The sequence below is a fragment of the Pseudomonas sp. LFS044 genome (assembly GCF_047978245.1).
In the GTDB taxonomy this organism is placed as follows: domain Bacteria; phylum Pseudomonadota; class Gammaproteobacteria; order Pseudomonadales; family Pseudomonadaceae; genus Aquipseudomonas.
Window position 1 is genome coordinate 101,899 of the sequence record NZ_JBFPFX010000009.1, and the last position, 12,028, is coordinate 113,926.

General features: G+C 64.1%; 13 protein-coding genes. 5 read left to right on the forward strand and 8 right to left on the reverse strand.

Going from position 1 to position 12,028, the window contains the following annotated elements; genetic code table 11:
- Positions 1-67 precede the first annotated feature (67 nt).
- Positions 68-1,369: a cation:dicarboxylate symporter family transporter gene (locus tag ACNQPL_RS10100; RefSeq protein ID WP_416466589.1), complete on the reverse strand. Its 1,302-nt coding sequence runs from the start codon at positions 1,367-1,369 to the stop codon at positions 68-70.
- A 60-nt stretch (positions 1,370-1,429) separates the two neighbouring features.
- Positions 1,430-2,785: a class-II fumarase/aspartase family protein gene (locus ACNQPL_RS10105; protein WP_387533510.1), complete on the reverse strand. Its 1,356-nt coding sequence runs from the start codon at positions 2,783-2,785 to the stop codon at positions 1,430-1,432.
- Positions 2,786-2,902: 117 nt separating this feature from the next.
- On the opposite strand from ACNQPL_RS10105, the gene ACNQPL_RS10110 reads away from it, so the two are divergent.
- From ACNQPL_RS10110 to ACNQPL_RS10120, 3 genes are all read left to right on the forward strand, one after another.
- Positions 2,903-3,640: a GntR family transcriptional regulator gene (locus ACNQPL_RS10110; RefSeq protein ID WP_346614332.1), complete on the forward strand. Its 738-nt coding sequence runs from the start codon at positions 2,903-2,905 to the stop codon at positions 3,638-3,640.
- A gap of 93 nt (positions 3,641-3,733) precedes the next feature.
- Positions 3,734-4,384, forward strand: coding sequence for a DUF998 domain-containing protein (locus ACNQPL_RS10115; RefSeq protein WP_416466590.1), 651 nt, complete (start codon positions 3,734-3,736; stop codon positions 4,382-4,384).
- Between the two features lie 75 nt (positions 4,385-4,459).
- On the forward strand, positions 4,460-4,789 hold the full coding sequence (locus ACNQPL_RS10120; RefSeq protein WP_387533519.1) for a hypothetical protein: 330 nt from the start codon (positions 4,460-4,462) through the stop codon (positions 4,787-4,789).
- Between the two features lie 64 nt (positions 4,790-4,853).
- On the opposite strand, the gene ACNQPL_RS10125 is transcribed toward ACNQPL_RS10120, so the two are convergent.
- Complete coding sequence (locus ACNQPL_RS10125; protein ID WP_416466591.1) at positions 4,854-6,068, reverse strand: YeeE/YedE family protein; 1,215 nt, start codon at positions 6,066-6,068, stop codon at positions 4,854-4,856.
- A gap of 579 nt (positions 6,069-6,647) precedes the next feature.
- On the opposite strand from ACNQPL_RS10125, the gene ACNQPL_RS10130 reads away from it, so the two are divergent.
- The gene (locus ACNQPL_RS10130) at positions 6,648-7,556 is read left to right on the forward strand and encodes a LysR family transcriptional regulator (RefSeq protein ID WP_346614336.1); all 909 of its coding nucleotides are present in this window, start codon (positions 6,648-6,650) and stop codon (positions 7,554-7,556) included.
- On the opposite strand, the gene ACNQPL_RS10135 is transcribed toward ACNQPL_RS10130, so the two are convergent.
- The 4 genes from ACNQPL_RS10135 to ACNQPL_RS10150 form a co-directional block, all read right to left on the reverse strand.
- Positions 7,557-8,075: a DMT family transporter gene (locus ACNQPL_RS10135; protein ID WP_346614337.1), complete on the reverse strand. Its 519-nt coding sequence runs from the start codon at positions 8,073-8,075 to the stop codon at positions 7,557-7,559.
- A 155-nt stretch (positions 8,076-8,230) separates the two neighbouring features.
- Entirely contained in the window at positions 8,231-8,809 is a 579-nt protein-coding gene (locus ACNQPL_RS10140) for a hypothetical protein (RefSeq protein WP_387533204.1), read from the reverse strand.
- 75 nt (positions 8,810-8,884) lie between these two features.
- Complete coding sequence (locus ACNQPL_RS10145; RefSeq protein ID WP_387533201.1) at positions 8,885-10,177, reverse strand: PQQ-dependent sugar dehydrogenase; 1,293 nt, start codon at positions 10,175-10,177, stop codon at positions 8,885-8,887.
- Positions 10,174-10,602: a DUF2231 domain-containing protein gene (locus ACNQPL_RS10150; RefSeq protein WP_346614340.1), complete on the reverse strand. Its 429-nt coding sequence runs from the start codon at positions 10,600-10,602 to the stop codon at positions 10,174-10,176. Before ACNQPL_RS10150 ends, ACNQPL_RS10145 begins: the two co-directional genes overlap by 4 nt.
- A gap of 188 nt (positions 10,603-10,790) precedes the next feature.
- Here ACNQPL_RS10150 and ACNQPL_RS10155 point away from each other — a divergent pair, with 188 nt between their 5' ends.
- Positions 10,791-11,090 (forward strand): hypothetical protein, encoded by a 300-nt coding sequence (locus tag ACNQPL_RS10155; protein ID WP_346614341.1) that lies wholly within the window; start codon positions 10,791-10,793, stop codon positions 11,088-11,090.
- A gap of 28 nt (positions 11,091-11,118) precedes the next feature.
- Here the strand turns inward: ACNQPL_RS10155 and ACNQPL_RS10160 are convergent, their stop codons facing one another.
- Positions 11,119-11,931 carry a class I SAM-dependent methyltransferase gene (locus ACNQPL_RS10160; protein ID WP_416466592.1) on the reverse strand — a complete coding sequence of 271 codons (813 nt, stop codon included), beginning with the start codon at positions 11,929-11,931 and terminating at the stop codon, positions 11,119-11,121.
- Between the last annotated feature and the right edge of the window lie 97 nt (positions 11,932-12,028).

Genomic DNA, 12,028 nt, shown 5'->3' on the forward strand with positions numbered 1-12,028 from the left:
CCTTGAAAGACAGCCGTCATGATAGCGCAAGCGGTTGTACGATCACATACACCTGACGCGGTATTTATCAAAGCGCTGCGCCAGGCGCTCGGCCCAGCACTCGCGTGTACTCCTCGCGTGCAGCCTGCTCGGTGAACTCGCCCGCCCACTTGGCCACCACCACGGTCGCTACGCTGTTGCCAATGGTGTTGCAGGTAGCAATGGCCATGGACATGAAGCGGTACACGCCGAACAGCAACGCCAGGCCTTCCACCGGCAGCACACCGATGGCGGTGACGGTGGCGGCGAACACCACGAAGCTGCCACCGGACACCGCTGCCGCGCCTTTGGAGGTGACCAGCATGATCGCCAGGATGCCCAGTTGCTGCTCCCAGCCCAGCGGCACCCCATAGGCGTTGGCGATGAAGAGCACGCACATCGACATGTAGATCGAGGTACCGTCAAGGTTGAAGGCGTAACCGGTGGGCAGCACCAGGCCCACGCTCTGCTTGGAGCAACCGAACCTTTCGAGCTTCTGCAGCAGGCGTGGCAAGGCGCTTTCCGACGAGGCGGTGCCCAGCACGATGAATATCTCGTCCTTGATATAGGTCAGAAAGCGCCACAGGCTGAACCCGGATAACCGGCACACCGCACCCAGCACCACGAACAGGAAGAACGCCACGGCCAGGTAGAACATCAGCACCAGGTTGGCCAGCGACATCAGCACTGCCGAACCATTGCTGCCCACGGCGTAGGCCACCGAACCGAAAGCGCCCAGTGGGGCGAACTTCATGATCAGGTTGATGAACTCGAAGAAGCACTCGGACACCCGGTTCAGCCCATCTTCGATCACTGCGCGGCGCTCATGCTTGAGAGCCAGCAGGGCGAAGCCGAACAGCACCGCGATCACCAGGACCTGCAGCAACTGGCCACCGGCGAAGGCACCGACGAAGTTGTCGGGGAAAATCGCGTAGATAAAGTCCATGGTCGAGTTCGGCGCATGGCCCTTGGCAACAGCGGCGCTGGCAGCGGCCGAGGCAGCGCTGCTGGCATGGGCGCCGTGCATCCCTGAGCCGATGCCGATCAGGTTACCCCACAGCAGGCCGATGGCCAGGGCCAGGGTCGACAGCAGTTCGAAGTACACCAGCGCCCGCCAGCCAACCTTGCCGACGCGCTTGATGTCGCCAGCCGACGCAATGCCGTGCACCACGGTGAAGAACACCAGCGGTGCCACGGCAGTCTTGATCAGTTTGAGAAAGATGTCCCCAAGGATCTTGAACTTGGCAGCAAGCTCTGGGGCGAGGAAGCCGAATGCGATGCCCAGCAGCATCGCCGCGATGACTTGGAAGGTCAGGTCCTTGTACAGCGGTTTCTTGATGGCGCAAGACATGATTGTGTTCTCATTGTTCTTGTAATGGGAGGGCCTGGCGGCGGCCAGGCCCGTGCAGCATCAGCGGGCGACGGCACCGGGGCGCGAAAGCGCCAGGTCAACCATCTGCGGCGCCAGGCCTAGGTAGTTGGTCGGGTCGCACAGGCGTTCCAGGGTTGCCAGGTCCAGGCGCGCGGTGGCCTCGCCCTGGGCCTGCAGCGCTTCGAGGAGGCTGATGCCCTGATCGTTGGCCATGCGGCAGGCGGCATACACCACGTCATGTGCCACCTGGCGGCCCAGCGCCGGGGCCAGTCCCATCATGACCGCCTCGGCGACGATCAGGCCCTGGGTCATGTCGAGGTTCTTGCGCATGCGCTCGGTACGTACGTCCAGGCCAGCCAGCATGAAACGCGCCTGGCCCAGCGAGGCGGCGGTCAAAGCGAACGCTTCGGGGATGGCGATCCACTCAGCCTGCCATGGGCCGGTGGAGCGCTCGAAGTCCTGAATCATCGCATCGAGCATCAGCCCGGCCTGCTGGCGCACGCCCTTGGCTGCGGCGTACATCAGCTCGCAGGAAATCGGGTTGCGCTTCTGCGGCATGGTGCTGCTGGCGCCACGGCCCTTGACGAACGGCTCGTACACCTCGCCCAGCTCGCTGGTCATCATCATCATCACGTCCAGCGCCACCTTGCCCAGCGAAGCAGTAACCAGGCCGAGGAAGTTCAGGGTCTCGGCCAAGCCATCGCGAGCTACGTGCCAGGTGGCCTGCGGCACGCCCAGGCCCAATTCGTCCATCAACGCTGCCTGCACCTCCAGGCCCTTGTCGCCCAGCGACGCCAGGGTACCGGCGGCACCGGCGAACTGCCCCACTTCCACCCGCGGGCGCAGCTCCATCAGGCGCTCGGCATGGCGGTCGAACATGCTCAGCCACACCGCGCACTTGTAGCCGAAGGTAATCGGCAGCGCGTGCTGCAGGTGGGTGCGGCCGGCCATTGGCGTGTCGCGGTAGCGCTGCGCCAGCTCTGCCAGCAGGCCTCTTACGGCCTGCACGTCACGTTCGACGATGGCCAGCGCCGCGCGCACCTGCAGTACAACGGCGGTGTCCATGATGTCCTGCGTGGTCGCGCCCCAGTGCACATAGCGGCCCGCGTCCCCGCACAGCTTCGACAGTTGTTCTACCAGGGGCAGGATCGGGTAACCGACGATTTCGGTTTCGTGTTGCATCAGCGCCAGGTCGAGGGAGGCATAGCGCGACAGCTCGGCAATCTGCTCGGCGGCGTCTTGCGGGATCACGCCGCAGCGTGCTTCGGCCTTGGCCAGCGCCACTTCAACTTCGATATAGCGCTCGATCAGCGCCTGGTCGGCAAACACCCCGCGCATCTCGGCAGTACCGAACATGTCGCGGAACAGGGTGGAGTCGAAAACGGTGGTGGACATAGGCAAGGATCCTGAAATGTTTTTATTGAGCGTACATATTTGATATGTCCGTACATAATTCTTGCCCTGCCACTGTTACACTGTCAACCGAAGAAATTGACGGGACTGACCGAAGGTATGAACGAAGCGCGCTACGCCGTGGTAGCCAGGGACCTGATGGAAGGCATCGCCAACGGCCGCTACCCGGTCGGCAGTCTGTTGCCCACTGAGTTCGAGCTGTGTGACCTGTATGAAGTGAGCCGGCACACCGTGCGAGCGGCGATCAACCAGTTGCTCAACCAAGGGTTGGTGTCACGCCGTAAGCGCGTCGGCACCCGGGTGGAAGCCAGCAGCCCGCGTGGCGGGTATTCGCAGTCGCTGGCGACCGTGGCCGACCTTGCGCATCTGGCAGAAACCCAGCAGCGTGAGATCCAGGACGTGCGCCACTTCGTCGCCGACCTCAGCGAGGCAGCGCGGCTAGGGCTGGTGCCGGGCGAGCATTACTTCTGCGTGTCGAGCATTCGCGTCGACCGCCAGCACAGCGCCGCCCCGCTGTGCTGGACCGACGTCTACGCCCAGCGTGACTATGCCGACGTTATCGAGCTGGCCCGTGAACACCCCGACCAACTGATCGCCAGCCTGATCGAGCAACATTACGGGCGCGCTATCGCAGTGGTGGACCAACAGGTGCGTGCGGTGCTGCTGACCGCAGAATTGGCGCGGGCCCTGAAGGCGGAAACAGGGGCGCCGGGGTTGAAGATTCTGAGGCACTACCGGGATGACGACGGGGGGCTGATGGCGGTATCCGAAACTGTCCACCCGGATGATAGATTCACCTTGGTGACGCAGATGCGCCGGGACAAGGCGGCTGGCTGAATACCTAGTTGCCCGCGATCAGGTCGGGGCAGACCGCAACGCTCTCGCTACTGTAGATGCTTGATCTAGCCATTCCACGGAAGGAAACCACTGATGAAAACGCTCGACCGTATTTTGCTGACTTGCGGCCTGCTCATCCCGTTCTGGCTGCTGCTGGGCGTCTGGCTCACCGCCCAGGCCTACCCCGGCTACGACCACCTGCAGCAAGCCATGAGCCAGCTGGGCGCTGTAGGCGCCCCCACCTATTCCTGGTCGCCACTGCTCAACAATTTCCCGCTCGCGGTGCTGTTCGCCTTGTTCGCCTGGGGCCTGGCGCGGCGTTGGCAGGGTTCGAAGGTGGCATTGGCAAGTGCTGCGCTGTTACTGCTGCATGGCTTGGGCAGCCTGGGCACCGGCTGGTTCCCCTGCGACCAGGGCTGTGCACCTGCTCATCCTTCGCTGTCGCAACAGCTGCATAATGCGTCCGGCCTGCTGATGTTCCTCTCGTTGACCCTGGCCAGCGCCCTCTGGATATGGGCCGGCAAACACGTGGCGGGCTCACCAGCGCTTGGGCGGTTCTCATTGGCCTGTGTGGTTGGGGCGATCATCACCGTGGTACTGATGGCACAGGCCGCCAAAAGCGGCCAGTTGTTCGGCCTGTACCAACGGTTGAACTACGCAGTCTCGGTGATATGGGTGGCGGGCCTTGCACTGCACAGCTTGCGCCCTGCGCTGGCAAATCGCCTGCGCATCGCCACCACCTGAGCGGCATAGTACTGGCCCCCAGGCATCTGAAGCGAAGGCAAACTTCGTTCTCCGTCAGATGCTTAGGACAGCAACATGCGAGTATTTCTAGCAACGGTGGCCGGCTGCCTGCTGGCCACGACTGCTTTCGGCGCCCAGGCCAGAACGCTGAGCCAGAACGATCGCCAGGCGTGTGGTTGGGGCTCACAGATCGCCGCCGAGGCCCAGCAGGCCAAACTCTCCGGCGTGACCTTGTATGCCACGCGCAAGAAGCTGCAGGTGCGCAGGTTCGCCAAGCCATGGATGCGCATGACCGCCTTCGGTATCACCGAGCAGACCTATAACAGCCGCTCGCAGCTCAAGCCGGCGGCGATCAAGCAGACGTACTACGAACAGTGCGTTCAGCACGCAGTCGCCAAACGATAAGCCTTTACTTATCAGTTAGTTGCGACAACTATTCATCCCAGCCATTAAGTTTTGAGCCTAGCGCCTAGCAGCCGGTCAGCGCCACTGGCCGACGCTCGCCGGCGAAGAACCACGGGCGCAGGCGTACGCCGATCAGGTTGCCGGTGTATGCCGCAACCAGCCACAGCCAGCCATGCACGCTGCCCGAGGCAATGCCGCTGAAGTAGGCGCCGATGTTGCAGCCGTAGGCCAGGCGCGAACCGTAGCCGAGCAGCAGGCCGCCGATGACTGCGGCAATCAGCGACGGCAGCGGGATTTTCAGGCTTGGCGCAAAACGCCCGGCCAGGCCCGCCGCCAGCAGCGCACCTAGCACGATGCCCAGGTCCATCACCGTGGTCACGTCCTGCCACAGCGGCGCGGCCAGCGCCTTGGCATTGGCCGGGGCCTGCCAGAACACCCAGCTGCCGACATCCACACCAAAACTGGAAAGGGTCTTGGCACCCCACAGGGCGAAGGCCGAGGTGATGCCCCACGGGCGCCCGGCCAAGGCCAGGGTGGCGTAGTTCAGCAGGGCCAGTGCGATGGCGCCCCACAGCAGCGGCCACGGGCCACGCAGGAAGCGGCGCAGGCCCTGATGCTCGCTGCTCACCGGGGCTTCCAGGCCACCATGGCGGCGTTTTTCCAGCACCACGGTAGCCCAGCCGATCAGCGCGAACACGGCCACGCTCACCACCAGCGCCGGCCCAACGCCCCAAGCCTGGACGATCGAGGTTGCCGGCAACGACGGCAGTGCGAACCACCAGTCGGCGTGGTGCGTGGCCGTCACCGAACCGATGATGAAGAACAGCAAGGTCACCAGCATCCTCGCGTTGCCGCCGCCCACGGTGAACAGCGTACCCGACGCACAGCCACCGCCCAGTTGCATGCCGATGCCAAAGATAAAGGCACCGAACACCACGGAAACGCCCGCAGGCGCCACCAGCCCGGTCACCGGATTACCGAACAGGCTGCCGGCGGAAAGCGCCGGGAAGAACAGCAGCACCGCCAGGGTCAGCATGACCATCTGCGCACGCAGGCCGGCGCCGCGGCGCTCGTTGATGAACACCCGCCAGGCCGAGGTGAAGCCGAAGGCGGCGTGGTACAGCGTAAGGCCCAGGGCGGCGCCGACGATCAGTAGCAGCACCTGCTTGAAGCCGGCGTTGAGGTTGAGAAACCAGGCGCCGGCCAGCAACAGGGCCAAGGCTATCACGGGGGCGCCCAGGCGGCGCGGTTCAGGTGTGGCGGTTGTGGAGAGACCCATTGGAATGCTCGGATTACAGTAAAACGGGCGGCGATTATAGCGAAGGTGCGGGGGCATGCCTGGAGGTATTTGCCGCCTTTGAGATCGGAGCGCCGCCCGCGCGGCGCTTCGCGAAGCGCTTGCCTTGGGATCTTTAGCGCCCTTGAGATCGAGCGCCGCCCGCGCGGCGCATCGCGGGCAAGCCCGCTCCTACATTTGTTGCAACGTGCCATGGCCTGATGGGCCATAGTTGTTAGCCTTGGTGGCTCGACGAGATTTTTCGGCTGGCACAGCTGCCGCCTCACCTGTCTTCAGTCATGCGCCAAGGCGGACAACCATGGCCTGACTGGAATGGCACGTTGCAACAAATGTAGGAGCGGGCTTGCCCGCGATGCGCCGCGCGGGCGGCGCTCGTTCTCAAAGGCGCTGAAGATCTCAAGGCAAGCGCTTCGCGATGCGCCGCGGGCGGCGCTCGGTCTCATGAACAACAAATCAACAACGGCCAGCGCCAGACCCACCCCAGCTTCAGCGCGCGTGAGGGCACCGGCACATCTGTTAGGCTGATGCATAGCCCCTGAAGCCACCCAGACCATTCGCCCCATGGATGAACTGCGCAAGATCGACCTCAACCTGCTATTGGCCCTGCACGCACTGCTCAGCGAAAAGCACGTCACCCGCGCCGCGATTCGCCTGCACCGTAGCCAGCCGGCGGTCAGCCACGCTTTGGCGCAACTGCGCACGCATTTCAACGACCCCCTGCTGATTCGCCAGAACGGGCACATGGCCCTCACCGCCCGCGCCCAATCCCTGACCAAGCCCCTGCAGGACGCTCTGGCCAGCCTCGACAGCTTGCTGGCCGCCCCACGCTTCGACCCGGCTCTGGCGCAGCGGCGGTTCCGCTTGTCGTTGTCCGATTACGCCTCGCGGATCATCCTGCCCCCGCTGGTTCGCTACCTGCGCCAGGCAGCCCCCGGCGTCGACCTGGCCATCAGCCAGGCCAGTCGCGAAGCGATGCTGGCGCAGTTGCTCGATGGCGAGCTCGACCTGGCGCTGGGCATTTTCCCCGAGCTGCCGCAAGGCATCACGGCCCAAACCCTGTTCGAAGACACTTTCGTCAGCATCGCCGATCGCCAGGTGCTGCCGGCCAAGAGCGGCCTGGCGCTGGACGACTGGCTGGCGCGGCCGCACGTGCTCATGGCCATGCGCCCGGATGCCCATGACGAGATCGAGCGCGCCCTGGCCGCGCAGGGCTTGCGCCGGCGCATCGCCTTGGCGCTACCGCATTGGAGTGCAGCGGTCGAGGTGCTTGGTGGTACCGACCTGATCCTCACCGTCGCAAAGCGTGCCGTGGGCCCGATGCACCAGCACAAGGCCCTGCGCCAGTTCGCACCGCCCTTGGCGATCCCTTCCCTGGCCTATCAGCAGGCCTGGCACAACAGGAAAGACAGCGACCCGGGTCATCGCTGGCTGCGCGAGGCGGTCTGGGCCTGCTGCCAGCCCGGGCATTGATCAGCCTTCCGGCTGTTTGACGATTGCAGCCTGGTCGGTAGACGGGCTCGCCGCCCAGGTACTCTGCACCAGGAAAACGCCTGCCAGAATCAGTACCACCCCGGCAATCCTGGGCAGGCTGACCGGCTTGGCGGAAACCCCCATCAGGCCGAAGTGATCGACGATCACCGACGTCAGGATCTGCCCCGCCACCACCAGCACCAGAAACCCCGCCGTGCCGAGCTTGGGCGTCAACGCCGCAGCTGCCGCCACATACAGCGCACCCAACACCCCGCCGATCCACAGCCACCACGGGCCTTGCAGTGCCTTGCCCAGGTCGGGCATGGGTACGCGCAGGATCAGCAGCGCAGCGATGACCACCACCGAGCTGACCGTCAGCGACGTGAAAGCACCCCATAGCCAGTGCCCGAGCGCGCGGCCGACTGCTGCGTTGCTGGCAGCCTGGTAGGGCAGCACGACGCCCGCCAAGAGGGCCAGTACCAGAGGAAGAAACGCGATAAGCAGCGCCTTGTTAACCATGTATGGACTCATCGAGGGGGAAGATGCCTGGATGATGCAAGAATCGACAAGGATGATGGAAATTGAAGATATGCACTTTCAGTATTCGCCTGGTGAATAGTCGTGGGCTGCAATGGCCTCCTCACGAGCTCGCCCGCGAAGAGGCTTTAACAGACTTACCGCGATGTCTCGACCCGCAGCACTTCGGTGTAAATCGCATCGACCGTCTGGTCGACCTTGAGGTTCTTCATGCGCGCCTGCAACTCGGGGTCTTCGACTTTGACCACCTGCAACTTGCCTTCCGGCGGCAGCAGGCTCACCTCATGGTTCTTGAGGTCGATCTTCTTGATCTGCGAAGTCACCCTGACTTGGCGGAACGCTTCGCCCCCCGGGTTGGGGTTGTCCTTGGTGGCACGAATCGTACCGGACTCCTCGCTTGCCTTCGGCGCCCCGCCAACATCGGTGTTGAGCACATAGGCGACCGCGCGCGTCACGTAGATGTCGACCTCGTCACCCACCTTCAGGTTGGGCAGCGCCTTGGCCTTTTCCGTGAGCTGGAAGGTCACGTCCTTGTCGTGCGGGCCCTTGACCGTGACCTGGCGATTGGCCTGGTCGATGGCTGTGACCTGTGTGGTGACATGGCTTTCCAGCGCTTCGCTGGCAATCGGTATATCGGCCGCCTGCACTGTGAAACTGGCAGTGCCTAGCAACGAGGCAAGAGCAACAGCGCGAGCGAGTGTACAAATAGCATTCATAGGCCTGCATCCCTGTGTTCAAGACCGCAATGGCGCGTGAACGGTTCACGCGCCGCTCCTACACCATAGCTGGAGTTACTGATTGCGGGTCACCCGCCACACGGTGTTGGCCAAGTCGTCGGCAATGATCAGCGCGCCCTTCGGATCGACCGTCACCCCGACCGGCCGCCCACGCGTCTTGCCATCCTCACCGCGGAAGCCCGTGGCGAAGTCCACCGGTTCGCCAGCAGGCTTGCCGTTGCTGAACGGCACGAAGATCACCTTGTAGCCCACCGGGTTAGGCCGGTTCCAGCTACCGTGCTCGCCCACGAATACACCATTGGCAAACCGCTCGCCCATGGCCGGGAGGGAGAAGTCCACGCCCAGCGCGGCGACGTGCGAACCCAGGCTGTAATCGGGCTTGATCGCGGCGGCCACCTTGTCCGGGTTCTGTGGCTTCACCCGCTCATCGACATTCTGCCCCCAGTAGCTGTAGGGCCAGCCGTAGAAGCCCCCTTCACGCACCGAAGTGAGGTAGTCGGGCACCAGGTCCGGGCCCAGTTCATCGCGTTCGTTGACCACGGTCCACAGCTGCCCGCTGTCGGGCTGGATGGCCAGCGCCGTGGGGTTGCGCAGGCCGGTGGCATAAGGCTTGTGCGCGCCGGTAGCGGCGTCGATCTGCCAGACCATGGCGCGGTCCACTTCCGCCTCCATGCCACGCTCGGTGATGTTGCTGTTCGAGCCGATGCCCACGTACAGGTAGCGGCCATCGGGGCTGATGGTCAGGGCCTTGGTCCAATGGTGGTTGATCTCGCCCGGCAGGTCGGTGAGCTTGGTGGGCGCGCCGGACGCCTGGGTCTGGCCGTCCTGGTAATCGAAACGCACCAGCGCGTCCTGGTTGGCCACGTACAACTTGCCATCGGCAAAGGCCAGGCCATATGGCGCGTTGAGGTTTTCGGCGAACACCGTCTGCACCTCGTAGGTGCCGTCGCCGTCGGCGTCGCGCAGCAAGGTCAGGCGGTTGCCGCCCTTGACCTGAGTATTGCCCTTGGCCTTGATCTGGCTGGCGATGACGTCCTTGGGCTTGAGCTTGGCCGCATTGCCACCTCGGCCTTCGGCCACCAGGATGTCCCCGTTGGGCAATACCAGGCTCTGGCGTGGGATCTTCAGGTCGGTGGCAATGGCGGTGATGCTGTAGCCCTCGGGCACCGTCGGTTTCTGCTCGCCCCACTGGGCGGGTTGCGCGATCTTCATGCTCGGCAGCAGGCCACGCTCGGGGGCCGGCAGTTTCGGGTCGGGGCCCAGTGCCTGAGTGGCTTCGCCTTCACCGCCGCAGGCGCTCAGCAGCAGCGCCACGCTCAATACCGGCAATGCATGCAATGGCTTCATTCCACACCTCCCGAACGCAAGTTGCTCATGCCCAGCCATGCCGCCACACAAGCCAGCACCGTCACCACCAGCGACAGCACCAGGCCTGCCGGCATCACGGCCCAGGCGTCCTTGGCGTGCTCGAACGCATTCACCAGGCCCAGCACCCAGGTCACCAGCAGCAACAGGAAGTACACCGTCGGCCGGCCGCCCTTGCGCTCGGCACGGACCAGGTTGACCAGTGCGAACAACAGTGCCAGCCCGCAGAACAGCAGCCCGCCCGCGATCAGCCAGGCGGCGAAGTTGCTCCACTGGATCTGGTAGCTCTTGAAGTAGGCGATGTCGCTCAGCAACGCGCCGAGGAACAGCGGCACCGTGCCGGCCAGCAGGATTGCATGCAACGGGCTGGGCGTGCATCGGTAGAGGGTTTGCTCGGTAACGGTCACGGCGCCTCCTTATCAGTCAGTGACCCGAAACTGATGACCTGGGGCAATGCCCGGTCCATCAGGCGTGCGCGGGGTGCGCACTGCAAAGGATCGCTCTGTCGTCCGATAAGTTCACCGTTTGGCTTGTTTGACATATCCTGAAAGCATTAACCCGTGAAATGCTTCACGGGCTCAGCTGAGGCAATGGCATGAATGCTCACACCCCACAACGGTTCGCGCTCTGGGCCGTGCATGCGCTGCTTGCCCTCAGCCTGGCGCTGACTGCTGGCTGTTCGAGCAAGCCCAAGCAGGCACGTTACATCGCTGCGGCGCCGGGTTCGAACTGCTTCGCCAAAGCCGTGCCCAGCCTGGGCGAAGGCGGCCTGGCCTGGGGTAATACCCTGAGCATTGCCCGGCAGAAGTCGATGAACAACTGCATCCGTTATGCAGGCCGGTCCGGCGGTACACCCAATACGTGCCAGGTGGTCATGGCCAAGTGCAAGAACTAGTTGGCGGCGCAACACAACTCCACCCGATTCAACGCTTCACGATCACCACTTCCAGGTATTCACTGGGCACCACCAGCGACGCCGCCCCGCCCACGTTGTGCTCATCCAGCAATGCCCTCAGCTCACTGTCCAACGTCGCCGCCGCATCGGCCGGCAACGCCGCAAACGCCTTGTGCACTGGCCCATACCAGGTACGGAACACCTCGATGAAATGTGCCGCCGAGCGGTAGCGGAAATTGAACTGCTGGCGGGTAACGTCCATGGCGCCGATAGCGCCCTCGAACATCGCCCGCAGTTGCTCTTCATCGCCCCAGCGCGAGGGTGGCAGCGCCCCGGCAGGCGGTGGCACATGCCGACCCAGGGTTTTGAACATCTGCCCGACAAAACCCTGCGGGGTCCAGTTGGCCAGGCCGACCCGGCCACCGGGCCGGCAGACGCGCGCCAGCTCACGGGCGGCTTGCGCCTGGTCGGGGGCGAACATCACGCCGAAGGTCGAAACAACGGCGTCGAAACTGCCGTCCCGGAACGGCAAATCCTCGGCATCGGCCACCTGAAAGTCTACGTGGAGGTGTTCGGCGCGGGCGCGCTCTTCCCCGCGTTTGAGCAGTTCGGGCACGTAGTCGGTGGAAGTGACCCGGCAGCCTCGCCGGGCAGCGGCCAGGGTGGCGTTGCCATTGCCGGCGGCGACGTCCAGCACCTGCTCGTCCCAGCGCAGGTCGCAGGCTTCGGCAAGCCGTTCACCTACCAGCTGCAAGGTGGTACCGATCACCGCGTAGTCACCACTGGCCCATGCCGCCTGCTGGCGGGCCTTCAGTGCATTGGTATCCAAAGGAGTGCTCATGGTCTGCGCCCTTTTTGTGGGGTGCGCGGCCGAGGTCCGTCTGGCGGTCTACGCGCCATGGAATGAGGTGGCCAGTCGAGGCCGGTCAATAGCTAAG

Bases quoted from the DNA above. Each gene is read 5' to 3' on its own strand.
- ACNQPL_RS10140 (WP_387533204.1), bottom strand. From the start codon at position 8,809: ATGAATGCTATTTGTACACTCGCTCGCGCTGTTGCTCTTGCCTCGTTG.
- ACNQPL_RS10120 (WP_387533519.1), top strand. From the start codon at position 4,460: ATGCGAGTATTTCTAGCAACGGTGGCCGGCTGCCTGCTGGCCACGACT.
- ACNQPL_RS10145 (WP_387533201.1), bottom strand. From the start codon at position 10,177: ATGAAGCCATTGCATGCATTGCCGGTATTGAGCGTGGCGCTGCTGCTG.
- ACNQPL_RS10100 (WP_416466589.1), bottom strand. From the start codon at position 1,369: ATGTCTTGCGCCATCAAGAAACCGCTGTACAAGGACCTGACCTTCCAA.
- ACNQPL_RS10110 (WP_346614332.1), top strand. From the start codon at position 2,903: ATGAACGAAGCGCGCTACGCCGTGGTAGCCAGGGACCTGATGGAAGGC.
- ACNQPL_RS10115 (WP_416466590.1), top strand. From the start codon at position 3,734: ATGAAAACGCTCGACCGTATTTTGCTGACTTGCGGCCTGCTCATCCCG.
- ACNQPL_RS10105 (WP_387533510.1), bottom strand. From the start codon at position 2,785: ATGTCCACCACCGTTTTCGACTCCACCCTGTTCCGCGACATGTTCGGT.
- ACNQPL_RS10155 (WP_346614341.1), top strand. From the start codon at position 10,791: ATGAATGCTCACACCCCACAACGGTTCGCGCTCTGGGCCGTGCATGCG.
- ACNQPL_RS10125 (WP_416466591.1), bottom strand. From the start codon at position 6,068: ATGGGTCTCTCCACAACCGCCACACCTGAACCGCGCCGCCTGGGCGCC.
- ACNQPL_RS10130 (WP_346614336.1), top strand. From the start codon at position 6,648: ATGGATGAACTGCGCAAGATCGACCTCAACCTGCTATTGGCCCTGCAC.
- ACNQPL_RS10135 (WP_346614337.1), bottom strand. From the start codon at position 8,075: ATGGTTAACAAGGCGCTGCTTATCGCGTTTCTTCCTCTGGTACTGGCC.
- ACNQPL_RS10160 (WP_416466592.1), bottom strand. From the start codon at position 11,931: ATGAGCACTCCTTTGGATACCAATGCACTGAAGGCCCGCCAGCAGGCG.